This window comes from Novosphingobium sp. BW1 (assembly GCF_008107685.1).
Lineage (GTDB): Bacteria > Pseudomonadota > Alphaproteobacteria > Sphingomonadales > Sphingomonadaceae > Novosphingobium.
In genome coordinates, this window is sequence record NZ_VIRF01000031.1 from 1 (window position 1) to 25,265 (window position 25,265).

Below are 25,265 nucleotides of genomic sequence, written 5' to 3' on the forward strand. Positions count from 1 at the left end.
TTGAATGCCGGGCTGTGGTTGCGCCGGGGTCGTCTGCTCATTCTCTGCTCCTGTCTCGCAGCCCATCTGGCTGCTCTCAGGCAGAAAATCCAATTATCTCAGTGTGCAGATTCTCCAGGCCACCTCTGAGAGACGCGCAAGCCAGAGCCACAGCGGCAAATATTCCTACAAGCACCGCGCGGCGCCGGAGGTCTCATAAGTGAGCGTTTTGGCCCGTACATCGCCCTACCGGCGTGATTCGAAAACCAGCAATGTCGAGGTTGCGGTCGCGCATAGCTTACCTTCACCATCATGTAGCGTAGCTTCGGCAAACGCAGCGCGCCTTCCGATCGACACAAGGCGGCCATGGCTGCGCACCGTGCCGCTCCGGTCGGTGAGTGGGCGCAGATAGGATACTTTGAGTTCGAGCGTAGTGTAGGCATAGCCCGCTTCAAGGGCTGTATGGACGGCAATGCCGCAAGCGCTGTCAAGAACGGCTGCGACAAAGCCGCCATGGACGCTGCCCATGGGGTTGTAGACGGTGCTGTCGGGTGTTGCCTCGAATAATGCATGACCATGTTCTGCTTCGATGAGCGCGATCCCGAGTTTTTCGTTCAGCGGCGGTTGGCGTCCTCCGGCCAACATGGCGCGAACCTGCTCGAGGCCGCTTTGCGCAGTGGTTTTTTCGGACATAGTGCGTCTCTCCAATGGTGATTTAACCAGATGTGACCTGGGGATTCCAGCCTCCTCCAAGCGCACGGAACGAAGCAATTGCTCCCCGCGCCGAGGCGGCTTGCGCCTGGATCGCACCGTCACGAACCTCAAGAAGGCGTCGGTCGGCTTCGAGCACCTCGACAAGACTGACAACACCGCCCTTGTAGGCAGCCATCGATGTGTCGCGCGCCCGTGTTAGGGAAGTTTCCCCTTGGACAAGAGCCCGCGCGCGCGCTTCTTGTTGCACCAGTGTCGAGAAGGCGTCCTCGACATCCTGCGATGCGCGCAAAACCGTCAGGCGATATGCGGCCAACGCTTCGGCGTTGCGGCCTTTGGCAGCCTTGATTTCAGCGTCCACTCGGCCAAAGTCGAACAGCCGCCAACGTAGTCCCAATATGCCATTTGCCTGCGTTGCGTTGCCAGTGAACAGCCCGCCCGCTGCCGTGGTTGCAGTGCCCAAAAGGCCGCTCAGCGAGATCTTGGGATAATATTCCGAGAATGCGACACCGATCCGGGCATTGGACGCAGCAAGCGTGCGCTCGGCTGCGATGATGTCGGGCCGGCGACGCAGCAAAGCAGCCGGTCCGCCCGCCGCCGATACCGCAGGGGCAAGAGGTATTGGGGCATGGGCTGCAAGCTTAGTGCGAGTGGTGCCTGGCTGGACACCGATCAGAACGTCGAGCGCGTTCATCGCCATGTTAAGCTCGTTCTGCAATGCCGGGACTGAGGCGCGGACCTGCGCCAATGCGCCTTCGGCCTGTCTCAACTGCAATTCGGCAGCGACCCCTTTGCGATACTGGAGCCCCACTAGATCAACAAGGCGCTCCTGGGTATCGAGTTGCGCGCGCGCGACATCGAGCCGCGCCTGCAGCATGCGGATTGCGACATAGGTGTCAGCAACCTGTGCCGCGACGGAGAGGCGCGCGGCGACCGCGCCGGCTTGAGAGGCCTGCCACTCGGCTCGCGCCGCATCACGGGCAGCGTCGCGACCACCGAACAGATCGATCTCCCAACTGGCGCCCAGATCCAGTTCGTAACTCTCCGTAGATCGTTCGAACTGCGGGAAGGCGCTGCCAATTCGTCCAGTCGGCGTCTCGAGCGACTGATAAACTCCGCCTCCCCGTCCGGTAACCTGACCCGAGGGGAGCAGGGCGGAATTCGCGCCCTTCAAGGCCGCGCGCGCCTGCAGGACGCGAGCGGCAGCCTGCTGAAGATCGAGATTTTGAGCAAGCCCTCGCTCGACCAGGCTCGTGAGCAGGGGATCGTTAAAGGCCTGCCACCAGTCGACCAGGTCGACTGTGCCAAGCACCGAATTCCGTGCCTCGACAGCCAGCGCGCCGTGGAAGGAGGCGGGGGCTGTGGCTTCAGGGCGAACATAACGTGGTCCCACGGAACAGCCGGCAAGCAGCAGCGAACCACAGGTGGCAAATATAAGCAGGGATTTGGGCTGCATCACTACCTCGGCAGGAACAAGAATGCCTGTGACCGATATGCCAAGTAGTCACCCGTTGTCAATCTGCGCTGAGAGACTTATGGTTGTGGGATGACGACCTTTACCCCTGACGCCCCAGCCCGCGGCCCTGCCGAGCATGCTGTTCGCGATCAAATTATCGCGGCGGCGCATCAATGTTTTGCCCGCTACGGCTATGCCAAGACGACCGTCGCAGATCTCGCGAAGGAGATCGGCTTCTCGAAGGCCTATATCTATCGCTTTTTCGAATCAAAGCAGGCAATCGGGGAAGAAATATGCGGTTCACGCTTGGAGAAAATCATTTCCGAGACCCAGGATTCAATAGAAAAAGGCGATAGTGCAACGGATTGCCTCAGACGGATGTTCAAGAGTTTGACAACCAGGAGTGCTGATCTATTTTTTCATGATCGCAAGATCTATGATATTACAGCCCATTCGGCCGCTGAGCGATGGGGGTCATCGGAAGCCTACAAAGAAACCGTCAGGGAAATGCTGGCCGAGATCATCAAGCTTGGCCGGGAAAGTGGTGAGTTCGAGCGAAAGACGCCGCTTGACGAAACCTGTCGCGCGATTCTCTACGCCATGATGCCCTTTATCGATCCGTTGCACCTCGAACGCAATTTGGATCTGCTACCGGATGCGCCTCAAGAGGTCGTGAGCCTTATCCTCCGGAGCTTGGCGCCTTGAAGAAATGAATTAGTGACCCATTGACAAAATCGTCACAAGGAAACAAATGGTCCTCAGAGTTTGGAGGATCAGCCCTTGTCGAGTCCGTTCATCACTGCGGGATTGTCCGTGTTCATTCTCGCGCTGCCGCTGGCAGCATGTCAGAAGGCGCCGAGCGATCCGCGCACGGAGCCACCGCTTGTCCGCGTGATGACCGTGGCGAAGAAGAGTGCGGCAAAGCGCGAGTTCACCGGGGTCGTCGCTGCTCGTGTGCAAAGCAATCTCGGCTTTCGGGTAAGTGGCAAGGTGATCGAACGCCTGGTTGATGCTGGGCAAGTAGTACGGCGTGGCCAACCGCTCTTGCGGATCGACCGGACCGACCTCGCGCTTGCTACGCAAGCTTCACGGCAGGCGGTACAGGCCGCGCGTGCTCGCGCCGTTCAGAGCGCTGCCGATGAACGGCGCTTGCGCGATCTGGTAAGCGCTGGGGCGGTGTCCGCGTCGGCGTACGATGAGGCAAAAGCGGCGGCTGAATCGGCTCGCGCCCAACTCTCGGCCGCAGAGGCACAGGCCCGCATCTCGCGCAATGAAGCCAATTACAGCGTTCTTCTGGCTGATGCAGACGGCACTATCGTCGAGACGCTGGCCGAACCCGGTCAGGTCGTCGTCGCAGGCCAGATTGTCGTGAGACTGGCCCGGTCAGGCCCCCGCGAGGCGCTGGTGCAATTGCCCGAGACGGTAAGGCCGGCGATCGGCTCGACCGCCCACGCACGGACCTACGCTGGCGAAAAGGGAACAGCGCGATTACGGCAGCTTTCCGACGCGGCCGATCCGGCAACCCGCACCTTCGAGGCGCGTTATGTACTCGAAGGCAAGCCCGCGCGCGCGCCACTAGGATCGACAGTCACCGTCTCGTTGGCGGAGCCCAGGGAAACGCCCGCCACGGTCGTCCCGCTCGGTGCGATACGGGACGTCGGCAAGGGCCCCGGTGTATGGGTGATCGGCCCCGGTTCGCCCGCGAAGATCGTATGGCGACCCGTCCGCATTTCGGCAGTCGGCGAGGAAACCGCGACGATCACTTCAGGCCTGAAAGCTGGCGAGCGCTTCGTGGAGATGGGCGCGCACATGCTGCATCAAGGGCAGGCCGTCCGCGTCGCCGCACCCGTATCGGGAGCGGTTCGATGAGCGCGCATGAACCCGATGAACCCGAACAGGAGAAGCGGGGCTTCAATCTGTCCGCCCTGGCGGTGCGCGAGCAATCCGTTACTCTGTTCTTCCTGATCGCGATCGTCGGTGCGGGGATCTTCGCCTTCCTCAATCTCGGTCGTGCTGAAGATCCCAGCTTCACCATCAAGACACTGACCGTAGTATCCGCATGGCCGGGCGCTACCGCACAGGAAATGCAGGACCAGGTTGCCGAGCCGTTGGAGAAGCGGCTTCAGGAATTACGCTGGTATGACCGCAGTGAAACCTTCACGCGGCCCGGACTTGCCTTCACCACACTGACACTCCGCGATCAAACGCCGCCTAGCGAAGTGCCGGCGCAATTTTACCAAGCGCGCAAGAAAATGTCGGATGAGGCGCGAAATCTTCCCAAAGGCGTCTTAGGACCGTTCGTCGACGATGAATATGGCGACGTCAGCTTCGCGTTGTACGCACTCGGGGCCAAGGGTGAGCCCCAGCGCAACATGGTTCGCGAGGCTGAGCGTCTGCGCCAGCGGCTCCTCCACGTTCCTGGCGTGGCGAAGGTCAAGATATTGGGCGAGCGGCCCGAACGCATCTATGTCGAGTTTGCCCAGGAACGGCTCGCCACTCTCGGTATTTCGCCACGCTCGATCTTTAATGCATTGGCGAGCCAGAACCTTATAACTCCCGCCGGATCGATCGAGACGAAGGGGCAGTCTGTCGTGGTACGCCTTGATGGCGCGTTCGACGATCTGTCTAAAATCCGTGACCTACCCATCGCCGCAAACGGTAACACACTGCGCCTCTCCGAGATTTCCAAGGTCGAGCGCGGTTACGAAGATCCCGCCACCTTCCTAATCCGTAATGACGGCGAACCGGCGCTGCTGCTTAGCGTCGTAATGCGCGACGGCTCGAACGGCCTTGATCTTGGCAAAGCGTTGGCCGGGGAGGTCGACAGGATCCGGAAAGAACTCCCGCTGGGAATGACGCTGAGCACCGTGACTGACCAGTCCGTCAACATCAGCGAGGCCGTCAGCCAGTTCATGCACACCTTCTTCGAAGCGCTCACCATCGTGATGATCGTCAGCCTCATCAGTCTGGGATGGCGTGTGGGCATCGTCGTCGCGGGTGCCGTACCACTGACGCTTGCCATCGTGCTCGTCATCATGCTGGCGACCGACCGCGTGTTCGACCGTATTACGCTCGGGGCTCTCATTCTCGCGCTCGGGTTGCTGGTCGACGACGCGATCATCGCTATCGAGATGATGGTGGTGAAGATGGAAGAAGGTTACGATCGAATCCGAGCGTCGGCCTACGCTTGGAGTCACACCGCCGCGCCGATGCTCGCTGGCACGCTGGTAACAGTCATCGGCTTAATGCCTGTCGGCTTCGCGAAATCCACCGCCGGTGAATATGCCGGGAATATTTTTTGGGTCGTTGGCTTCGCGCTAATCGCGTCATGGTTCGTGGCAGTGATCTTCACACCTTATATGGGCGTGAAACTGCTGCCCGTGATCAAACCGGTCGAGGGCGGCCATAACGCAATCTACCAGACACCTCGCTACCAGAGGGTTCGGAGCATCATTCGATGGGCGGTGCGACGCAAGAAGCTGGTAGCGGTGACGACCCTCGGCGCATTTCTGGTCGCTGGCATCGGCATGGGACCGGTGAAGAAGCAATTCTTCCCTACATCCGACCGGCCCGAACTGCTGGTCGAAGTGCAAATGTCAAAGGGCACTGCAATCAACCGCACCAGTGAGTCGGCGCAACAGGTCGAGGCCTGGCTGCGAAAACAGCCGGAGTCGAAAATCGTCACCACCTACGTTGGCCAAGGCGCCCCGCGCTTCTACGTTCCGCTTTCTCCCGAACTGCCTGACCCCTCTTTTGCCAAGATTATCGTCCGCACCGCTAAGGAGGAAGATCGCGACACGCTCAAGTGGCGGCTTCGGCAGGCCGTGGCAGACGGTCTGGCGCCGGCGGCGCGCGTGCGGGCCACGCAACTCGTGTTCGGGCCACCTTCGCCCTTTCCCGTGGCTTTTCGGGTGAATGGCCCCGACCTTGCAACTGTGCGCACGATCGCGGCGCAAGTGCAGGATGTTCTGCAGGCCGATCCGATGATGCGCACTGTTAACAGCGACTGGGGCGAGCGAGCGCCAGCACTGCATTTCGTGCTCGACCAGGATCGCCTCCGTGCTCTCGGTCTCACCTCCAGCGACGTTGCGCAGCAGCTGCAGTTCTTGTTGAACGGTGTGACCGTCAGCCAGTCCCGCGAGGACATCCGCACCGTCGACGTGGTCGTGCGATCCGCCGGGTCAGCTCGACTCGATCCGGCACGCATCGGCGACTACACGCTTACCAACGCTGCCGGACAGCGCATCCCGGTCAGCCAGATCGGCCGTATTGAAGTGCGGATGGAGGAACCCATTCTCCAGCGCCGCGACCGGATGCCGACGATCACCGTCCGCGGCGACATCGCCGAGGGACTACAGCCGCCCGATGTGTCCACCGCGATGATGAAGAAGCTGCAGCCAATCATCGATCACCTGCCCTCCGGCTATCATATCGACATGGCCGGTTCGATCGAAGAGGCGAACAAAGCCAACGCCGCTCTTGCCCCGATTTTCCCGATCATGTTCGTGCTGATGATGGTCGTCATCATCCTGCAGGTGCGAAGCTTGTCGGCGATGTGGATCGTTCTCCTGACTGCACCGCTGGGGCTGATCGGCGTGGTGCCGACTCTGCTCATCACGGGTCAGCCCTTTGGCTTCAATGCAATCCTGGGACTGATCGCGCTTGCCGGTATTCTCATGCGCAACACGCTGATCCTGATGGGGCAGATACGCGACAATGAGCGTGGCGGCCTGTCAGCCTTCGATGCAGTGGTCGAGGCCACAGTGCAGCGCTCGCGCCCCGTCATCCTGACTGCGCTCGCGGCCGTGCTGGCGTTCGTTCCACTGATCAGTTCGGTGTTCTGGGGTTCGATGGCGATCACACTCATTGGGGGTACGCTCGGCGGAACGGTGCTAACCCTGCTGTTCCTGCCCGCGCTCTACGCGCTCTGGTACAAGATCACCCCGCCGCCAGAAGACGCCGAACGCTCGGACGAACCATCCCACGAAGATCCCTTGGGATCGAAGGAGGTTCCGGTATGAACAGCATGTGACGGTGCCAGCCGACATTCTGGGAGAGCCGCTGTGGTTATCAGTCAACTATTGAAAAACATCTGGTCAAAGGTCGGGCGCTATTTCAGGGCGCTCGATCAGGCGTTCAACTATGATCTGCTGGAAGAGCAGCGGCGCTGGATTGCTCTATAGATCACTTCGGGACAGGTGCCCGCACCGCATGCCCAGGCATGATGCGTCTATTCAGAACTCCGCGATCAATCAGGATTTTCCCGTTCACGACCACGAAGCGCATGCCTTTGGTCGGCAAGGTCGGGGCGGAAAACGTCGCACGGTTTTCGAGGCCGTTCAGGTCGAAGACCACGATATCAGCATCCGCGCCGGGCTGAATACGGCCCTTCTTTCGCATCTGCGGCACGCCCTCCTCCAGCAGTCGCGCGGGCAGCAGAGTTGCGCGGCCAATCGCATCCAGCATGGTCATTTCGTGGCTGTCGCGCACTTCACGGGCAATCACCTTGGTAAAGCTGGCCGCAATGCGCGGATGCGCCTGGGCATTCGCGGGCAAAGGCCAGACCGGATCGGTCAGGTACTTGCCATCGACCTGATAGGGAACGGCATCACTCACGATCAGCGCGCCGGGGAAATGCTGCGCCTGCTTAAGCAGGGCGAGTTCTTCCGGCTCCTCCTCGTCGAAGTACTGCACCACGATCATCGCATAAGGATCGGTCTTGCGCAGTTCGCGCAGACGCTCGTCGCTAGCGGGATGCTCGCCGGTCTTGAGGACGGTAATGTTCGACGGCTCGATATCGATCAGCGGCAGGTTTTCCGGCGCCAGGAACGGCGCCCTGATCGTGGTGGAACCCGCGCCCCAGGGATAGGCCTCGGTCGTCACGTTCACGCCGCTCTTCTGCGCCTGTGCGATCATGTCCAGCGCGCGCGGCAAGGCGCGTAGCGTGGAGCTGTTCACATGGCACAAGTGCATGTGTGCGCCCGTAGCGGCAGCGATGCCGATCAGCTCTGTCACGCCTTCAATCGAGCCCTCGGGTTCGTGGACGTTCTTGTAGCGGATATGCGTGAACGTCGGCAGGCCATGGGCCTTCGCCAGCCGGGCCGCGGCGTAGTACTCCAGACGATTGGTCCCGGTGTGATGGCCGACAGTCAGGCCGACGCCGATCCCGCCTTCCTCAAGGCCGGTCTCCATCGCATCGATGACCTTCTGGCTGGTCTTCTCATCGACCAGATCTTCCGACTGCTTGCCCAGCAGCGCCAGGCGGATCGGATGCCACCCGGTCGCAAAGCCATAGTTGATCGGGTGCCCCTTCTTCGCGAAAGCATCGTACGTGCCCGCGACCGGCCAGATGCCGTTTTCCAGCTCGAGCTGCGTGGTGACGCCGTCGAAAGCCTGGGTCCAGGCGGAAGGCGTCATCAGCGCGTGGGAATGCACGTCGATAAATCCGGGCGCGACCACCAGCCCTTTCGCATCGATCGTCCGGCTGCCTTCGAGCGGGTCCTTCGAAACGGTCACGATCCGGCCATCCGAAACCCCGATCGAGCGCACCGCGTCGAGCCCGGTTTCCGGATCGATCACGCGGCCGTTGTTGATCGCGATCTCGTACTGCGGCTGCGCCATGGCTGGGGCGCCTGCGAGCGAAACTGCGGCCGCCAGTACGGTCAGCGTGCGGGCAAGAGCTCTTCCAGTCATATTGTTTCTAACTCCTTGACCTGTGCAGTATCTGCGGCCTCTGCGGCCACTTCCCAGCGTGCGATGGCAGCTGTCGCCAATGCGTTGCCGACCACGTTTGTGGCGGTACGCCCCATGTCGAGTATCTGGTCGATCGCCATCACCAGCAGCAGCCCTTCCGACGGCAGACCGAATTGCGGCAGGACGCCGGCCACGACGACCAGGCTGGCCCTTGGCACCGAAGCCATGCCCTTGGACGACAGCATGAGAACGGCGACGAGCAGCAACTGCGTCCCGAAATCGAGCGAAATACCATAGGCCTGCGCGATGAATAACGTCGCCAGCGTCATGAACATCATTGAGCCGTCGAGATTGAACGAATAGCCCAGCGGCAGGATGAAGCTGGCCAGCGAACGCCGGACGCCAAACCGTTCCAACCCATCGAGCATGCCGGGAAAGGTGATTTCCGAACTGGAGGTAGAGAACCCCAGCAGGATCGGCTGGCGGATCTCGCGCAGCAGCGCGAACACGCTCTTGCCGATGATCGTCATGGCAACCAGCACCAATATGGCGAGCAACGCGGCAATGCCCAGGTAGAACGTGGCCACCAGCTTGCCGAAACTGATCAGCACCGAAAGGCCGTTGATCGCCACGGCATGGGCCAGCGCCGAAAACACCGCAAAAGGTGCCAGCCGCATGACATAGCCGGTAACTTTCATCATCGCTTCGGTCAGCAGATCGAGCGCGCGCACGAGTGGCGCGGCCTGATCCTGCATCGCGGCAAGCGCCACACCCAGGAACACCGAGAATACCACGATCGGCAAAACCGCATTGGCGGCCATGGCCTGGATCACCGATTGCGGCACGGCATGAGTAATGAAGCGCTGCAGATCCACCGCGCCTCCGTCGATCCCGCTGACCGCTCCTGCCGCCGGCGCGGCCAGATCCAGCCCTTCACCGGGACGGAACAGATTGCCCAGCAGCAGGCCCAGCGCCAGCGAGACCAGCGATGCGCTCAAGAACCAGACCAGCGCGCGCAGCCCGATGCGGCCCAGCAGGCCGACATCGTTCATGCGCGCGATGCCGGTGACGAGCGTGGCGAAGATCAGCGGCGCGATCACCATCTTGATCAGCCGCAAGAAGACATCGGTCACCGTCGTCAGGATCGAAGCAAGGCGCTCCAGCGTCACCGGATCGGTGACGAATACGTGCAGCAGGGAGCCGCAGAGCGCGCCTGCCAGGATCGCGGCGAAAATGTAGCTGGTGAGACGTTTTGCCATAGCGGTTTCAAGGCGCTGCGCCGCCGCCCGTCAGGACGGACGGGGCATCAATGCGCCTTCCACTCCTTCCCGGCACCCGGCCCTTTGGTCAGGCCCACCGTTTCTCCGGCAAGCGCCTTCGCCACGGCTTCGTTGGCTTCCATCGCGCGCAGGAGATTACCGCCCGCCAGCTTGGCCAGATCGGCATCGCTCCAGCCGCGCCGGATCAGTTCGGCGAAAAGGGCGGGATAAGTCTCGGTTCCGTCCAGGCCCTCGGGCAGATAAGTCGTCCCGTCATAGTCCGAGCCGAGCCCGACATGATCGATTCCGGCGACATCGCGGACATGCTCGATGTGATCGGCCACTTCGGCGATCGAGGCCGAGGGGCGGGGATGCGCCGCGTCCCATTCCGCAAGGGCCTTTTCGGCCAGTTCGGGACGGCCGACATAGAGCCCGTCGTAGGGCATGCCCGAAAGGCGGGTGAATTCGGCGGCGCGTTCCGCCGCCCAGTGGCGATGGGCATCCGAAACATAGCCTGCCACGAAAGTGACCATCACCACGCCGCCATTGGCCTTGACCCGGCGCAGGATATCATCAGGCACATTGCGTACATGCGGGTTCACGGCAAAGGCGCCCGAGTGCGAAAAGATCACCGGCGAAACCGTCGCTTCCAGCGCATCGCGCATCGTCGCGACCGAGACATGGCTGAGATCGACCATCATGCCCAGCCGGTTGAGTTCATGCACCACCGCGCGGCCGAAAGCGGTCAATCCGTCGTGGAGCGCGGTATCGTTGGCCGAATCCGCCCAGTCGGTCGTCTTGGCGTGGGTCAGCGTCAGATAACGCGCACCGAGCGCGTAATACATGCGCAGGACGGCCAGTGAATTGTCGATCTGGTTGCCGCCCTCAACGCCCATCATCGAAGCGATCTTGCCGGCCTTGTGAATGCGGCGGACATCCGCTGCCGTACCCGCCAGTTCGAAAGTGCCGGGATAGCGCGCAACAATCGTGCGCACGCGGTCGATCTGCGCCAGTGTTTCGGTAACGGCATCAGCGCCGGGGATCTCCGCCGGAATCCACACCGACCAGAACTGGCCGCCGACCCGCCCCTGCCGAAGCCGGGGAATATCGGTGTCGAGAGGCTTTTCGAGCCAGCGGGTATCCGCCTTCAGGTCGAGCGTGGCCGCGCCCGTGTCGTAGTTCTCATGCAGTGCCCAGGCCCAGTCGTTGTGCCCGTCAATCAGCGGCGTTTTCGCCAGCACACGGTCGATCCGGGCCTGAACCGCCGGATCGATCGCCGAAGCAGGCGCACTCTGGGCCTGAGCGGCGGTTGGCACCGACAGAAGTGCCGCCAATGCCAACCGCCAAGGAGATATGCTCTTCACGGCGCGTACCTCAAAGATCGATGCCAAGGCCGACGAACACGGTGCGCGGCGTGCCCACGCCGATTCGGTAAGTGCCGCCCGCAGAGGTATAGTACCTTTCATCGAAGACGTTCTTCACGCCCGCATTGAGCCGCAGCTGCGGACCGGAACCGAGCGGAATGTAGTACCACAGCGAGCTGTCGACGATCGTGTAGTCGCCGATCATGAAGGCCTGCCTGGTGTCGCCCCAGCGGTCCGAACCGTAGGTGGCGCCAAGGCCGAAGCCCAGACCGACAAGCGGGTGGTCCGGGTCCTTGAATTCATAGGACGTCCACAGGCTCGCGGTCCAGCTCGGCACGTTGCGCGGGCGCAGCCCATCGTCGGCCGGGATGGCACTGACCGTCTGGGCATCTACATAAGCAACGCCGCCGCGAAGGTTCAGCCCCTTCATCGGCGAACCGACCACGCCCAATTCGAACCCGCGCGAGGTCTGCCCGCCGGTCAGCCGGGCCTCGCCATCGACATTCTCGACGACGTTGTCCTGCTTCACGTCGAAATAGGCACCCGTGATCATCAGGCCATTGTTGAACAGCGCCTGCTTCACGCCCGCCTCGTACATCCTGCCGTTCTGCGCCGGGAAGATCGTGGGATTGTTGGCGTAGTAGCTCGCTGGCTGGAACGTGTCCGAATAGTTGGCGTAGACTGTCGTTTCAGGGGTCGGGTGCCAGGCGATGGCCCCGGACTTAGTGAACTTGTCGCCGCTCGGAAAGTCCATGGCGCTGATCGCCCCTGACAACAGGCTGCCGTTGTCGAACGCCCCCTTATAGGTCTCGTAACGCCCGCCGAGCGTCACCACGAAAGTTTCGTGCAGCGTGATATCGGTCAACGCATAGAAGCCGTAGTCGGTCTGGCTCACGTCGAACTTGTTGCGCAAAACATAGTCACGCCCGTCGTTCACCAGCAGGTCCGACATCGGATCGGTGACCGTGCCGAGAACCTGCAGCGGGCCGCGGTAATTGATCCAGAATTCGGTCTGGTGGCGATATTCGGCACCGATCACCGCGCTGAACGGTCCAATCCCGCCTTCGCTCGTCCGGATCTGCGCACGATAGAACTGCGTCTTCAGATCGCGGTCGTCGTTGCCCTGGACATAACGCACGAGCGTGCTGTCGGACAGGATACCGCCAACTTCAACATGAACGTCGGAAGAGTTCTCGTCATAGTAAACAACCTTCGCCTCGAAGAGGAGCTGCTCCGAAATCGGCATGCTCAGATCGGCAGAGGCAAAGATGTAGTCCGCATCGCGCTGGGTGAAAGGCGAATGATAGCTGAGCTTGCGCGGCACATCGGCCACGACGCGCGCATATTTGCCCGTGGGATCGGGAACCGTGACGATGCCGCGATCGAGCGCGCGGCTGTCGTCGCCATATTCGAAGCTGGTGCGGATCTCGGTTCCGTTGTCACCGAACCAGCTCACAGCGCCATAAGCGAACAGGCGCTCCTGATCGGAATACTGGCGAAAGGTGTGCCCGTTTTCATAGCTTCCCGCGACGCGATAGGCGAAGCCGCCGCCCAGCGGGCCGGTCGCATCGAAGAAGCCCTGCCGCTCCCCTCTGGAATCGAAGTTCACTTCCGCGCGGTATGCCGGATCGAGCTTCGGCCTGCGCGTTACGTAGTTGACGAGGCCTCCGGGCGTCATCTGGCCGATGTCCGACGTCGGCCCCTTCAGGATCTCCACGCTCGCCACCGTGCTGGGATCAACGGTATTGTTGGTCTTGAGCCGCACGCCATCGCGATAGACGTCGTCGCGGCGGCGGAAACCGCGGATCAGATAGTCCTCGCGCGTCCCGCCATAGCCGTCGCTGATCGCCACGTTGGGCGAATAGCGGTAGATCTCGCTTAATTCGCGCACATGCTGGTCGGTCAGGAGTTGCTCGGGGATCGATTCCACCGAACGGGGAATGTTGAGTATGTCCTTGCCAAGGCGATCGCCGACTTCGGCGGAGCGGCTGAAGTAGTTCTCGGACGGCGTACCGATGACCGTAATGACGCCGTTACCTTCATCGGTTTCCGTCGTATCCTGCGCATGAGCCTGCGTAGCAGCAAAAGCCATGACCGAAAGAGCTACCCCAAGACGGAAAACCGTTTTCATATTGACCCCCTAGTATGTTCGAAGGCCGAGTGGCGCGGTTCCCTGGAGCGCCGGCATCGATCCTGTAAGAGCGATTGTGCACGAATGCTGCAGAGCAGCAATTTCGCCGTCATGAAGGCGTCATTAAGTCATGCCTTAAGGCTGGCTAGTCATTTTCCGATGCGCCTCGACCGCAGACAGGCCGTTGCGCAGGATCAGGCGATCGACCTCACCCTTCCCGTTGGTCACGAATTCGACCCAGCGCGCGGCGTCGGATGCGAAGACGAAATGGCTGCGATCGGCCGGAATCAACGGCTGTTTTCCGCCGCCATCAGGCTTAGACAGCGTAAGCCTGCCATTACGAACCGATATGCGCACGATACGCGGGTCGGGAAAGACCGTCGCACGCTCGTCGAGCACGCCGTGCGTTTCGGCAAAGACGTAAGTCCCCGCCAGCCCGGCAAGCCTCTCTGCCGGAAGGTTTGCGGCGGGCAGTTCAACAACGCGGTCGTTTGGCCAGTCTTCGGCAGCGGCCACCGCGCGGCGGACCTCGCGGTAGAGCAAGGAACCCTTGGCTCCATTGGTGAAAATGACCAGGCCATCGCCACTTGCAAGATGGCCTTCCATCCAGGCCTTGTAGCTGTCGTTCGATCCGGTGTGGTAGAAACGGCGGCTCAACCCGCGCCCTTCCAGAAAGGGACCGAGCCCGACCGGGCCTGGCGCGACTTCGGCCATCATCATCTGCGCCAGCTCGTGGCTAAGCGGAGCCCCCTGCTCCCCGCGGTAGGAGCGGATCATTCCCGCCACCATGCGGGCAGAGTCGCTCGGCGTGGTCCACAGGCCCGAGGCGGCGGTTTCCGGCATGGCCTGATAGCCGCGCGGCAGGGCCTCAGGCTTGCCGTCCCGGTCATGGGCCTTGGCGATGTTGCCGTAAGCGGGATCGAGCGGCTGGGCATATGTGCTGCGCGTCATGCCCAGCGGTTCGAACAGATAATGCTTCGCGGCGCTTTCAAAGTCCGTGCCCAGCACGTCTTCCACCACCATCTGCTCGATCGAGATGCCTCCGCCCGAATAGACCGCCCGCGAGCCGGGTGCATAGACCACTTGCACAGGGCCGGTCAGAGAAGGGGCATTGCCCTCCAGCGTATCGACCAGCGTCGGCAGCTTCGCGCCGGGCAGGAAGTCGGGAAAGCCACGAATATTTATGCCTGCCGTATGCGACAGGAGACGGCGCAGCGTAACCGGATTTTCCAGCGTGAAGATATTGAGCGGTACTTTCCAGCGCTTGAGATAGTCGTTCACGTCGCGATCGAGATCGAGCTTGCCTTCATCGACCATGCGCAGCACGATGAACGCCGCCCCGACCTTGCTGAGCGAACCCACCGAGAACATCGTATCGGCATCGACCTTGTCCGATCCGCCATTCTGCAAGACGCCGAAGCCGCCGGCCCAGGACACTTTACCGTCGCGGACAATCGCGACGCTCACGCCCGGCACATGATATTCCTTCATGCGCTCGTCCAGCGACCAGAGCGTTTCGGGCTCGCCCGCAACGTGGGCCGATGGCCGCAGGCGCCATGATCCCGGATCGGTGCTTTGCGCGCCAGCGGCGATCGGCGTAGTCGCAAATCCGATCAGGAGGGCAGTACGCAAGACGGATCGGATCATGGCGTTTTCTTTCGTTCAGGGTGTGTCGGGCTTCGGCATGCGGGCGATGGCATCCACTTCGATCCGGTAACCGAAGTGAAGCGGCCCGGTAGGCACTATCGAGCGGGCGGGGCGGCTGCTACCGAAGAATTCGGCATAAATTTCATTGCATTGAGGCCAGTCAGCAATGTCAGTCACGTAGACAGACACTTTCAGCACGTCACCGGCATCCGCGCCCGCCGAACCAAGGACAGCAAAAAGGTTGGCAAATGCCTGCCGTGCCTGCGTGGCGAAATCGGCCTCGGCCAGCACATGGTCGCCGGCACCCCTGACCGGAAGCTGCCCGGACACGAACAGCATATCTCCCATGGCTACGGCCTGCGAATAGTGCCCGCCGGGAGGGGGTGCCTTCGTTGTAACGATCGGAACGATATCGGCCATCACCACCCCCCAAAGCGGGACCAGCGATCAACGACCCCCCCCTGCTCTTCATCAATTACGCTGTAAGCAGCATGCTGCCCTGCCGTCGCACAGGCGTGGTTGGGCAGGATGCGCACGAGATCCCCAATCCCGAGATCCGGCAGGGACTGCGTACTGCCTTCACGCAGGGCAAGCACGCCGTGCTCCTGATTGGCTTCCGTCATGATCAGATCGGGAATGGGGCGCCCGGCAATGTCGCACACGAGACCATAGCCCTGATCGACCTTCTGCACCGACGTACCCCGGTCGCGCGACATGGCTGTCCAGCCCGCGTCTACGATGAAGCGCCCGCGGTCGGCCTGGACCGTACCAACGCTGGCCAGAACCGATATGGCGATGTCATCGACATCGCAGACCTGCAGCCCCGCCATGACCAGATCGAAAAACACGAAGACGCCGGCCCGCGCCTCGGTCACGCCGGTCATGTCATCAGAGAAGAGAACGCTGGGCGTCGATCCCAGGCTGACGATGTCGACCTGATAGCCGCCCTTGCGCAAGGCCTCTGCCGCATCCACCACCGCACGCGTTTCGCGCTCGGCATAGCCGCGGATCTCGTCCTGCGAATGGGATGAGTAGCTGCCGCCCGCATGAGTCAGCACACCGCCCAGACACACGCCGCCGGAAAGATTGGCCGCCGTTGTCCGCAGAGCTTCGACATCGTCGGGCTTCACCCCGGCACGATGCCCGTCGGAATCGATCTCGATCAGCACCGGCACCGGATTGTCGCTCACCACAGCTGCCGCGCTCAACGCTGCCGCGGCTTCCGGGTTATCGACGATCACCTTGATATCGACACCCCGGTCGCGCAGCGCCTGAACCCGCGCGATCTTGTTGGGGATCATGCCCACGGCATAGAGAATGTCGCGATAGCCGACCTGCGCGAGCTGCTCCGCTTCCTGCAGAGTCGAAACCGTCACCGGCAGGGCGCCATTGTCGGAAAGCAGCGAAATTACCTCAAGGCACTTGGCCGTCTTCACGTGAGGACGGAAGCCGACACCCAGCCGTGTGATCTGCTGGCGCATGCGGACTATGTTGCGGGCCATGCGCCTCGGATCGAGAAGCAGCGACGGGGTCTGCAGGTCGCCGATTGCGCATGGTTTGAAATTTGCTGCCACGTGATCACCTTGGTTATTCTTGACTTCCGACGATTTGTACAATCCCATTGCCCCTGCGCCATGCCGCACAGGCTTATTGGAGGCTTAAGGTAGAGCTGAATGCTATCCGCTGACGATCTTGAACTGTTTGCCACCATCGGATCGTCCACATCCCTTGCCGCTGCCGCACGCACGCTGGGCGTCACGCCGCCGGCAGTAAGCCAGCGGCTGACTCAGATCGAACGCAGGCTTGGCCTGCGCCTGATTGACCGTGGCAGCAAGGGGTTGCGGATCACGACGGACGGCGAACTGCTGCTCAACCGGTCCAGCGAAATTCTGGAACAGCTCTCCGCCCTCCAGGAAGAACTGGCCGAGCGCCGCGGGGTTGCGACCGGCGTCCTTCGCCTGGTGGCACCACTTGGCTTTGGCCGCCACTATATCACGCCGCTGATCACCAAATACCACGAAGAGCGGCCCGATGTCCGGGTCGAACTCACCCTCTCGGACCGTCCGGGAAGCGACCTGACGACTGCCAGCGATATCATGATCCACATCGGCGAAATGCGCGACAGCGAACAGATTGTCACGGTCGTGGCTCCGAACCGCCGCATCCTGTGCGCCGCACCATCCTACATCGAAAAGCACGGTGAACCGGAAGAACCGGCCAGCCTGCGTCGTCATCGCTGCATCGCCCTGCGCGAAAACGACGAAGACGTCACGCTCTGGCGCTTCCGCAATGGGCAGGACGATCATGTCAGCGTGCGGATAGAGCCGTATTTTTCCACCAACGACGGCGAAGTGTCCAAGTCGATGGCGCTGAACGGACTGGGCATCGCGATCCGTTCCGAATGGGATGTGGCGGACGATCTGACCGCCGGAACGCTTGTGCCGCTGCTGCCCGGCTGGCAGCTTCCCGATGCCGACATCACCGCCTTTCTCGGGCGGCGCGGAGAACGGTCCGCCCGTGTCGGCGACTTCCTGATGCTCCTGCGCAAATCGCTGCGCCCCGTGCCCTGGCGGGACTGAATCCTCTACTGCCGTTTAGGTACAGCTTATCGCACTGTTAAGCGCACTCGGCATGGATATTGACGCGTGTAGAAGCAATGCTCTCCCATCGACATTGCATCCACGCCAAGGAGGAACATGGATGGCGCGTCTCGCACTCTGGCTGCTTCCGCTCGCTCTTGCAGTCACCCCGCTATCCGTGCAGGCAGAGGAACTGCAGCCCAAATCGCTCTGGACTTTCTCCAAGTTCCGCACCCGTCCGGGCATGACCAAGCAATACCTGCAGTTCCTTGCCACGGTCTGGAAAGCCCGGCGTAAAATCCTGATCGAGGAAGGTGTCGTGGTCTCCTACCACGTCTTCGAAGTGAAGGGGCAGCGCGAAGGCGAGCCCGACATCATCATCGCCACGGAATATTCGGACACTGTGAGCTTTGCCCGCCGCGCCGAACTGGAACAGCTCGTGCGCAGCAAGCTCAAGGCCAATCCGCCCCAGGGCGCGCCAAATGTCGATCACGAAACCATGCGCGAATGGATGGGCAGTATGGACCTGGAGGAACTAGACCTGTGATGTGCGGCATGGTCCGGCATGGCACGGTCGCCCTGGCCCTCGCCCTTGCGAGCCCGGTGGCCCTCGCCGCGCCCTATGAGGCGCAGATGTATGCCGCGCCGGACCGTGCGCCCGACTTCGCGGACATCGAATATGCGCAGCCCCAGGGCAAGCCGCTCAAGCTCGACATCTACCTGCCCCAAAACGAGGCCACCGATGCCGGGGCCGATGTGCCCCCACTCGTCGTGCTGATCCACGGCGGCGGATGGCGCATCGGCTCGAAGGAGCAATTCCGCCACATGGCCGAACGCTTTGCCGAACAGGGTTTCGCGGCCATCACCATCGACTACCGGCTGACCGATACGGCCCCCTTCCCGGCCCAGCTTCACGACTGCAAGGCCGCGATCCGCTGGGCCCGCGTCCACGCCAAGACCTATGGCTGGGCCCCTGCCAGAATAGCCGTCCTCGGCGATTCCTCGGGCGCCCAACTGGCCGCACTGGCGGGGCTTACCGGCGGGGTGGTCGAAAAGACGATAGGCAAGACCACGCTCAATATCGCCGGCGCGCCGGACGACGGACCGGGGCTCGGCAGCCGGATTCAAGCCGTTGTCGATTTCTTCGGCTATACCGACTTTCGCGTGTTCAGTCAGGGCCGTGTTCGCGAACCGCGATCGATCCCACTGTTCTTCGCCGGCTCTGCGAAGGACAAGCCCGACCTTGCCGAACTCGCCAGTCCGCTGCTGCATGTCACGCCCGATGCCCCGCCCTTCTTCATCGGCCAGGGCCGCGCAGATGCCGGGATGCATATCCAGAGCATGGATCTGGTCTGGGCGCTGGACAAGGCCAAGGTTCCTTACAGCCTCTATGTGGTCGGTGGCGGCGGGCATGGCGACGACGCGTTCTATCGCGGCGATCCGCTGGCGCCGGTCTTCGCCTTCCTGCGGACAACCTTCAACATGGAAAGCAGCGCCCGGTGAAACGAACCGCCACAACCATGGCCGCAGCGATGCTGGCCTGCCTTCCCGCCCCCGCCAGCGCGGCAAGCCGGGACCTGCCGCTGGAGACCACGCGCACGATCCGCTTCACCACCGATGAAGGTACCTGGGTCTCGCTCGACGTATCCCCCAATGGCCACACGATCCTGTTCGAGCTGCTGGGCGATCTCTACACGATGCCGATCACCGGCGGCGAAGCCGTCCGGCTGACATCGGGCAATGCCTTCGACAGCCAGCCGCGTTTTTCGCCCGACGGGCAGTGGATCCTCTTCGTCAGCGACCGGGGCGGTGCCGACAATCTGTGGATCGCCCGCAAGGACGGTTCCGGAGCCCGCGCGCTGTCCGACGATTATTGGTCCGTCTTCGCCTCGCCCGCATGGACCGCCGATGGACGCGCCGTGATCGCGGCGCGCGGCAATGTCGTCAAGGGCGCGCTCTATTTCTCGCTCTGGCGCTACACGCTGGACGGCGGCGAAGCGCAGCAACTCGACACCGGTGAAGGCACGAAAGTGCAGGCACTGGGGCCGGTTCTCTCACCCACCGATGGTGCGATCTATTTTTCGCGCGCCAAAGGCCGGATCATCCGTGCCAACAATGTCTCGGGCAAGTTCCCGGTCTGGAGCATCCAGCGCCTCGCTGGCGATGGTGCTTCGCAGGGACATCCCGCGAACCTGCCGGAGGACGCCTTCCGCCCCCTCGTCTCTCCCGACGGCGGGAAGCTCGTCTACGGCACACGTACCGATGGCCGCACCACGCTGCGCCTACGCGACCTTGCCAGCGGTGCCGACCGCGAGCTGACGCAAGTCTCACGCGACAATCAGGAAGGCTATCCCACCCGCGACCTGTTGCCCGGCTACGCCTTCCTGCCGGACGGCAGCGCGATCATCGCCGCCTATGGCAAGAAGATTCACCGCATAGACCTCGCCACCGGCAAGAGCCGGACCGTACCTTTCTCCGCCAGCGTGGAACAGCACCTCGGCCCGCTGACCAACCCGCCCATGCGCGTGGCAACAGAAGCGCAAGTCCATTCGCGCTTCGCGCTCGAACCGCACCTTTCGCCCGATGGCACGCGGATCGCCTATACGGCGATGAACCGCATCTATCTTGCCGATGCCGACGGCAACAGCGCCCCGCGCCTGCTGCTGGATGACGGCGCGCAGGCCTTCCAGCCGGTCTGGTCGCCCGACGGCCAATGGCTCGCCTTCGTCACGTGGAGCACCAAGGGCGGATACCTCTGGAAAGTCCGCGCGGACAGCACGACGCCCCCTGTCAGGCTGACCGAAACACCCGCCTTCTACGCCAATCCACTTTGGTCGCCTGATGGCAGCGAAGTCTTCGCGCTGTCCGCGCCCACCCGAATCCGCCTATCGGCGCGCGACTGGGGCCGCCCGCTGCCGGGCCTCGAACTGATCGGCATCCCCACACAGGGCGGTAGCCCGCGCCAGATCATCGACGCCGGAAAGCGTCAGCGCACACAGCTGGAGCCGGACGCCTGGCTCCAGCTCGGCCCGCTGCACCTCGGCCCCGAACCGGACCGGATCTATACCCATGCCGCCGGTGGCCTCGCATCCGTGCGCTTCGACGGCACCGACCTTCGCCACGAGATCGAAGTGACCGGGCGGCGCAACCGCAACATGGAGGAGACGCCCGGGCAATCGATCGATATCCGGATCAGCCCGGATGGCCGCCATGTCCTCGCCTCGATCGCGCGCTGGCTCTATCTGATCGAACTGCCCGATGGCCAGATGCCTGGCCAGATCGACATCGATCACACCGCTCTGCCCGTCACACGGCTGACAGAGATCGGCGCGGATTCCTTTTATTGGGCCGAAGGTGGCAAGGCGATCGAAAGGTCGCTCGGCCCCAAGCACTACCGCCTGGATCTTGCCAGCCTGGCGGACGCGGCATCACCTGCCAGCATTACGACCGAAACCGACCTTACGGTCAGCCGCGAGCGCTATCGGCCCAGCGGCATGCTCGCCCTGCGCAATGCCCGCGCCATCACCATGCACGACAACGATGTGATCGAACGGGCGGACATCCTGCTCGACGGCGAGCGGATCGCGGCCATCGGCCCGGCAGGCAGCATCGCCATTCCCATCGGCGCCAAGGCCATCGACTTGTCCGGCAAGACGATGATGCCCGGCATCATCGACGTACATGACCATGTCGGCCCGGCCCAGCGCCTGATCCTTGAGACAAACAACAACTGGGGGCTGACCGCCAATCTCGCCTATGGCGTAACCAGCCTGCGCGATCCGAGCACCCACGGCGGCGACGTGGTGGGCCTTTCCGACCTTATCGCCACGGGCGAAGTGCTGGGCCCGCGCTATTTCTCCACGTCCACCGCGATCAAGTCCTCCCACGACTTCCGCTCGCTTGACGAAGCCCACAACGTGCTGAGGCGCAACAGCGACTTCTACCGCGCCCACACAGTGAAGGCCTATCTCATCGGCAACCGGCGCCAGCAGCAATGGAGCGCCATGGCGGCCCACGAACTGAACCTGTTTCCGACGACCGAAGGCGGTTCGGACACCAAGACCATGCTGACCACCGTACTCGACGGGTTCGGCGGGCTGGAACACAATTTCCCGATCACCCCGTTGGGACGCGACGTTACCGAGTTCCTGGCCCGCTCAGGCACGGCCTGGACGCCCGTTCTCACCATCAATTACGGCGCGCCCTGGGCGGCGGAGTTCTATCGCGACAACATCGACCCGCAGGCGCCCCACAGCGAACTCGCCAAGCTGGCGCGCTTTCTGCCGCCGCGTTTTCTCGCCATGCGCACCAACCCTCGCCGCGAGCCCGATCCGTCCAGCTACAAGTTCCGCGAATTCGCCGCCGATGCCGAGGCCGTGCGCAAGGCTGGCGGATTGCTGGGCATTGGCGGACATGGCGAGGTTCCCGGCCTTGCCACCCATTGGGAAATCTGGGCGATGCATGCCTCGGGCAAAGGCCTGCCCATCCATGCCGCGCTGAAAGGCGCGACCATCGACGGCGCCCGGGCGATCGGCGTCGCGCAGGACCTAGGCAGCCTGGAGCCTGGCAAGCTGGCCGATCTGATCGTGCTCGACCGCAATCCGCTGGAAGACATCAGGGCCACTGCCGCCTTGCACTACGTGATGAAGGGCGGCGCGCTCTACAACGCCCAGACGCTCGACCGCGTCTGGCCCGATCCGGAAAGGCGCCCCGCACGCTGGTGGCAGAACGCCGGCCCCGGCAAGGACTGACATGAAAAACCGGACAAAGTGGAAGCCCTATGCCCTTGTAAGGCAGGCGCATCGCTGGGCGGGGGGCTTCGCAGGCCTCGTACTGGCCGTAATGGGCCTTTCGGGCGCACTGCTGGCGCACAGGGATCTGTGGGTCTCCCTGCCCCATTCGGACGATTGGCAAGTGCAGGACGTTACAACTCTCACAGGCGCGGTGAAAACGATCCTTGCCAACCCCGATCTCGACGCCAGGGCCGTCTTCTTCGCAAGCGAGGATTTCGGGTTGAACCGCGTGCGCATGGCAGGCGGCGCCGGGGCCTATACCGATCAGACCGGCCAAGTCGTGGCGCAATGGGGCAGCAAGTGGGAACGGCCCGAACAATGGCTGTTCGACCTGCACCACTACCTGCTTGCTGGAGACACGGGAGAGACTGTTGCCGGCGTGTTTGCCCTTGCCGGTCTGCTTTTCGTCGCAACAGGAGTCTACCTGTGGTGGCCGCTGCGCAAGACATTCAAGCCGCGCTTGCTGCCCAAACGGCTGAGCCGTCCGGCCATCATCGGCCATCACCGGGATCTGGGTGCCCTGCTCTCGCCGTTGCTGTTCGTTTCGCTGATGACCGCCTCGGTCATGGTGTTCAGCCCGATGACTGCCGTGCTGTTCGGGCCGGGCGCTCCGGCAACGATCGCCGCCGCCCACAAGCCGCCGGTCTATCGACCAGTCCCGCTTGCTTCCGGCTTCGACTGGAATGCGCTGTTCACTGAAGCGCACAGGAAGTTTCCCGATGCGGAGATGCGCATCCTCACCCTGCCTTCCGGCAGCAACGGCACGGTACGCCTGCACATGCGCCAGCCCGGCGAATGGTTGCCCAACGGCCGCACGATCCTGTGGTTCGCAGCCGATACCGGCGCGCTGATCGAAGCCCGCGACGCGTTCACCCTCCCCCGCGCCGCGCGAGGATACGACACCCTCTATCCGATCCATTCGGGCAAGACCGGCAGCATGCTCTGGCGGATCGCCGTCACGCTGTCCGGCCTCGCGCTGGGCCTGCTCGGCCTGTTGGCCGTGTGGTCCTTCTGGTTCGGAGGAAAACGAAAGCCTGCCCGCAAGGCCTAGCTCCTGTTTCCTGACCATAGACTTGGCCGCCGGCGGGACCATACTCACCCCATTGCCCGCCCATGCCGCAACCCACGCGGACGACACGCGCATCGCGGCGCTGGACGCCCGGAAGGCAAGCCGGCATCGCGCCTATGTCCAGGGCAAGTTTGGCGCGCTCACGCTCAGCGGCGGCAAGTTCGCCCTGCCCTTTCACCGCACGGACTTGGTCTGGGACGGCGATTTCAATACGCAGAGTGCTGCTGCGGTTATCGATCTGCCACGGAACGGCACCGGACTTTCGTCCAGACTGGCAGCGCTTTATGCCGTTCTGGACGAAGCCCCGGCGGGCAAGGACAGCGACCTCTTCGGCGTGCAGACAAGCCTGTCTACGGGCAAGCACCCGGGTAGGGGTCTCGACCTGTCGGGCAGCTATCTCAACTACCACCTCAACAGCCTCGCCGGTGCGGATGCGGGCAATTTTCGCAGCAATCTGCGACGCGCAGACGGTTCCTACCTTTTGAACTTCGAACTGATAGACTGTATCGCAACACTACATCTGGCGGGCGTCGACAAGCGCTGGGCGGTTTCACTGACGGCAGAAGCCGTCCGCAATTTCGGCGCAGCGACCCACGCCGATACAGGCCTGCTTGCCAGCGTGGCCGTCTACACCACGAACTACACCCATGGCACGCGCGTACGTTCTGGCTACCTGCAGGCCAAGGCCGATGCCGTGTTCGCAGCCTTCAGCCGCGATAACATCGGGCTTGCCACGAACTACCGCCTGCACCAGTTCGCGGTCGATCACGCACTCACCCCGAGCAGCACGCTCAACCCGACATGATACCTTCCGGCTGCTCGATCCCGATCTCGCCGCGCCCGTCGACGAAAATGACTGGCTGCCCAGGGTCCGGCTAAATGCGAAATTTTCGTTGTGAACAGGCGTTCCCTCGATGCTGTTCCCAAGCCGATCCCGCAGCGCACTCTCCAGCACCACCGCCCCCTCATGCACAGTGCGTTCGAATCCGGGTGCGCCTCCCCTTCATGGCCATTCACGATTGCATGGAGGGCATACCGAAGACGGTCGGGCGCGATCCGGCAAGATGGCGTGATGATGGTTTTGGACCACAGCCATTATCCGGAGCTTGCCCGTGAAAACAATGTTCTTGGCCAGTATGCTGGGCTTTGCCGTTGCCCTGCCAGCTTGTTCGGCCCCCACTTCCCCGACCCGGGCCGAGGCCGTTACCGTGGCTTCGAGCGATACTGCAATCTGGAATGCCGCCGTCGAGCCGTTTGCCGACCATCCACCCATGGGCGGAAGCGCGATTGACAGCCAGGGCAACCTATATTTCCCCCTGCTTTCCGACAATTTGATCCGTCGGCGTGCGCCCGACGGTACGACCACCACGCCCATTTCCGGTCCACGCCTTCACTGGGTGGACGCGATGTTCATCACTGCGATGGAAGGCTGCTGATGCCGGGATCGCCAGATCAATCTAGTGGATTGATCGGAACAGATGATTCCGTTTTCGGGATTCCCTTGAACGGGGGGACATGCGAAGATGGCGCATGCGAACGGGCATCCAGATTGAGGTTACAGGACCGGACACCAAGCGGCTCGAA

The 25,265-nt window shown here is 62.6% G+C and carries 19 protein-coding genes; 10 read left to right on the plus strand and 9 right to left on the minus strand.

The genetic code is table 11. From position 1 onward, the window contains the following. Positions 1 to 225: 225 nt before the first annotated feature. Both FMM79_RS00670 and FMM79_RS00675 read right to left on the minus strand, forming a co-directional pair. On the minus strand, positions 226 to 672 hold the full coding sequence (locus FMM79_RS00670; protein WP_148625210.1) for a PaaI family thioesterase: 447 nt from the start codon (positions 670 to 672) through the stop codon (positions 226 to 228). Positions 673 to 694: 22 nt separating this feature from the next. After that, the gene (locus tag FMM79_RS00675) at positions 695 to 2,146 is read right to left on the minus strand and encodes an efflux transporter outer membrane subunit (protein ID WP_148625212.1); all 1,452 of its coding nucleotides are present in this window, start codon (positions 2,144 to 2,146) and stop codon (positions 695 to 697) included. Between the two features lie 90 nt (positions 2,147 to 2,236). Here FMM79_RS00675 and FMM79_RS00680 point away from each other — a divergent pair, with 90 nt between their 5' ends. The 3 genes from FMM79_RS00680 (at position 2,237) to FMM79_RS00690 (ending at position 7,167) form a co-directional block, all read left to right on the plus strand. Further along, the gene (locus FMM79_RS00680; RefSeq protein ID WP_148625214.1) at positions 2,237 to 2,851 is read left to right on the plus strand and encodes a TetR/AcrR family transcriptional regulator; all 615 of its coding nucleotides are present in this window, start codon (positions 2,237 to 2,239) and stop codon (positions 2,849 to 2,851) included. A 75-nt stretch (positions 2,852 to 2,926) separates the two neighbouring features. Next, positions 2,927 to 4,015 carry an efflux RND transporter periplasmic adaptor subunit gene (locus FMM79_RS00685; protein ID WP_240338887.1) on the plus strand — a complete coding sequence of 363 codons (1,089 nt, stop codon included), beginning with the start codon at positions 2,927 to 2,929 and terminating at the stop codon, positions 4,013 to 4,015. Continuing rightward, positions 4,012 to 7,167 carry an efflux RND transporter permease subunit gene (locus FMM79_RS00690; protein WP_148625216.1) on the plus strand — a complete coding sequence of 1,052 codons (3,156 nt, stop codon included), beginning with the start codon at positions 4,012 to 4,014 and terminating at the stop codon, positions 7,165 to 7,167. Before FMM79_RS00685 ends, FMM79_RS00690 begins: the two co-directional genes overlap by 4 nt. Before the next feature lie 163 nt (positions 7,168 to 7,330). On the opposite strand, the gene FMM79_RS00695 is transcribed toward FMM79_RS00690, so the two are convergent. From FMM79_RS00695 to FMM79_RS00725, 7 genes are all read right to left on the minus strand, one after another. After that, on the minus strand, positions 7,331 to 8,839 hold the full coding sequence (locus FMM79_RS00695; RefSeq protein ID WP_148625218.1) for an amidohydrolase family protein: 1,509 nt from the start codon (positions 8,837 to 8,839) through the stop codon (positions 7,331 to 7,333). Beyond that, on the minus strand, positions 8,836 to 10,098 hold the full coding sequence (locus tag FMM79_RS00700; RefSeq protein ID WP_148625220.1) for a dicarboxylate/amino acid:cation symporter: 1,263 nt from the start codon (positions 10,096 to 10,098) through the stop codon (positions 8,836 to 8,838). Before FMM79_RS00700 ends, FMM79_RS00695 begins: the two co-directional genes overlap by 4 nt. A gap of 47 nt (positions 10,099 to 10,145) precedes the next feature. After that, positions 10,146 to 11,432: a dipeptidase gene (locus FMM79_RS00705; RefSeq protein WP_240338888.1), complete on the minus strand. Its 1,287-nt coding sequence runs from the start codon at positions 11,430 to 11,432 to the stop codon at positions 10,146 to 10,148. 40 nt (positions 11,433 to 11,472) lie between these two features. After that, positions 11,473 to 13,593: a TonB-dependent siderophore receptor gene (locus tag FMM79_RS00710; protein WP_148625224.1), complete on the minus strand. Its 2,121-nt coding sequence runs from the start codon at positions 13,591 to 13,593 to the stop codon at positions 11,473 to 11,475. A gap of 135 nt (positions 13,594 to 13,728) precedes the next feature. Then, a complete protein-coding gene (locus tag FMM79_RS00715) occupies positions 13,729 to 15,240 on the minus strand; it encodes a serine hydrolase (RefSeq protein ID WP_148625226.1) in 1,512 nt (503 codons plus the stop codon). Between the two features lie 15 nt (positions 15,241 to 15,255). After that, positions 15,256 to 15,660: a RidA family protein gene (locus FMM79_RS00720; RefSeq protein ID WP_148625227.1), complete on the minus strand. Its 405-nt coding sequence runs from the start codon at positions 15,658 to 15,660 to the stop codon at positions 15,256 to 15,258. Then, positions 15,660 to 16,742 carry an alanine racemase gene (locus FMM79_RS00725; RefSeq protein WP_148625229.1) on the minus strand — a complete coding sequence of 361 codons (1,083 nt, stop codon included), beginning with the start codon at positions 16,740 to 16,742 and terminating at the stop codon, positions 15,660 to 15,662. The genes FMM79_RS00720 and FMM79_RS00725 overlap by 1 nt, the downstream gene beginning before the upstream one ends. 171 nt (positions 16,743 to 16,913) lie before the next feature. Here FMM79_RS00725 and FMM79_RS00730 point away from each other — a divergent pair, with 171 nt between their 5' ends. The 7 genes from FMM79_RS00730 (at position 16,914) to FMM79_RS00760 (ending at position 25,117) form a co-directional block, all read left to right on the plus strand. After that, a complete protein-coding gene (locus FMM79_RS00730; RefSeq protein ID WP_148625231.1) occupies positions 16,914 to 17,819 on the plus strand; it encodes a LysR family transcriptional regulator in 906 nt (301 codons plus the stop codon). Positions 17,820 to 17,940: 121 nt separating this feature from the next. Further along, entirely contained in the window at positions 17,941 to 18,366 is a 426-nt protein-coding gene (locus FMM79_RS00735; RefSeq protein WP_148625233.1) for a hypothetical protein, read from the plus strand. After that, the gene (locus tag FMM79_RS00740; RefSeq protein ID WP_162528404.1) at positions 18,366 to 19,322 is read left to right on the plus strand and encodes an alpha/beta hydrolase; all 957 of its coding nucleotides are present in this window, start codon (positions 18,366 to 18,368) and stop codon (positions 19,320 to 19,322) included. Before FMM79_RS00735 ends, FMM79_RS00740 begins: the two co-directional genes overlap by 1 nt. Beyond that, positions 19,319 to 22,570 carry an amidohydrolase family protein gene (locus tag FMM79_RS00745; protein ID WP_162528405.1) on the plus strand — a complete coding sequence of 1,084 codons (3,252 nt, stop codon included), beginning with the start codon at positions 19,319 to 19,321 and terminating at the stop codon, positions 22,568 to 22,570. The genes FMM79_RS00740 and FMM79_RS00745 overlap by 4 nt, the downstream gene beginning before the upstream one ends. A gap of 1 nt (position 22,571) precedes the next feature. Next, positions 22,572 to 23,663, plus strand: a complete 1,092-nt coding sequence (locus tag FMM79_RS00750) for a PepSY domain-containing protein (RefSeq protein WP_148625239.1) — start codon at positions 22,572 to 22,574, stop codon at positions 23,661 to 23,663. A gap of 52 nt (positions 23,664 to 23,715) precedes the next feature. After that, positions 23,716 to 24,486 (plus strand): putative porin, encoded by a 771-nt coding sequence (locus tag FMM79_RS00755; RefSeq protein ID WP_162528406.1) that lies wholly within the window; start codon positions 23,716 to 23,718, stop codon positions 24,484 to 24,486. 307 nt (positions 24,487 to 24,793) lie between these two features. Next, positions 24,794 to 25,117, plus strand: coding sequence for a hypothetical protein (locus tag FMM79_RS00760; protein ID WP_162528407.1), 324 nt, complete (start codon positions 24,794 to 24,796; stop codon positions 25,115 to 25,117). The last annotated feature ends 148 nt before the right edge of the window (positions 25,118 to 25,265 follow it).

Coding starts and splice junctions, on each gene's coding strand:
- FMM79_RS00700 (WP_148625220.1), bottom strand. CDS start 10,098: ATGGCAAAACGTCTCACCAGCTACATTTTCGCCGCGATCCTGGCAGGC.
- FMM79_RS00725 (WP_148625229.1), bottom strand. CDS start 16,742: ATGGCCCGCAACATAGTCCGCATGCGCCAGCAGATCACACGGCTGGGT.
- FMM79_RS00720 (WP_148625227.1), bottom strand. CDS start 15,660: ATGGCCGATATCGTTCCGATCGTTACAACGAAGGCACCCCCTCCCGGC.
- FMM79_RS00710 (WP_148625224.1), bottom strand. CDS start 13,593: ATGAAAACGGTTTTCCGTCTTGGGGTAGCTCTTTCGGTCATGGCTTTT.
- FMM79_RS00675 (WP_148625212.1), bottom strand. CDS start 2,146: ATGCAGCCCAAATCCCTGCTTATATTTGCCACCTGTGGTTCGCTGCTG.
- FMM79_RS00680 (WP_148625214.1), top strand. CDS start 2,237: ATGACGACCTTTACCCCTGACGCCCCAGCCCGCGGCCCTGCCGAGCAT.
- FMM79_RS00690 (WP_148625216.1), top strand. CDS start 4,012: ATGAGCGCGCATGAACCCGATGAACCCGAACAGGAGAAGCGGGGCTTC.
- FMM79_RS00730 (WP_148625231.1), top strand. CDS start 16,914: ATGCTATCCGCTGACGATCTTGAACTGTTTGCCACCATCGGATCGTCC.
- FMM79_RS00740 (WP_162528404.1), top strand. CDS start 18,366: ATGTGCGGCATGGTCCGGCATGGCACGGTCGCCCTGGCCCTCGCCCTT.
- FMM79_RS00735 (WP_148625233.1), top strand. CDS start 17,941: ATGGCGCGTCTCGCACTCTGGCTGCTTCCGCTCGCTCTTGCAGTCACC.
- FMM79_RS00715 (WP_148625226.1), bottom strand. CDS start 15,240: ATGATCCGATCCGTCTTGCGTACTGCCCTCCTGATCGGATTTGCGACT.
- FMM79_RS00670 (WP_148625210.1), bottom strand. CDS start 672: ATGTCCGAAAAAACCACTGCGCAAAGCGGCCTCGAGCAGGTTCGCGCC.
- FMM79_RS00750 (WP_148625239.1), top strand. CDS start 22,572: ATGAAAAACCGGACAAAGTGGAAGCCCTATGCCCTTGTAAGGCAGGCG.
- FMM79_RS00695 (WP_148625218.1), bottom strand. CDS start 8,839: ATGACTGGAAGAGCTCTTGCCCGCACGCTGACCGTACTGGCGGCCGCA.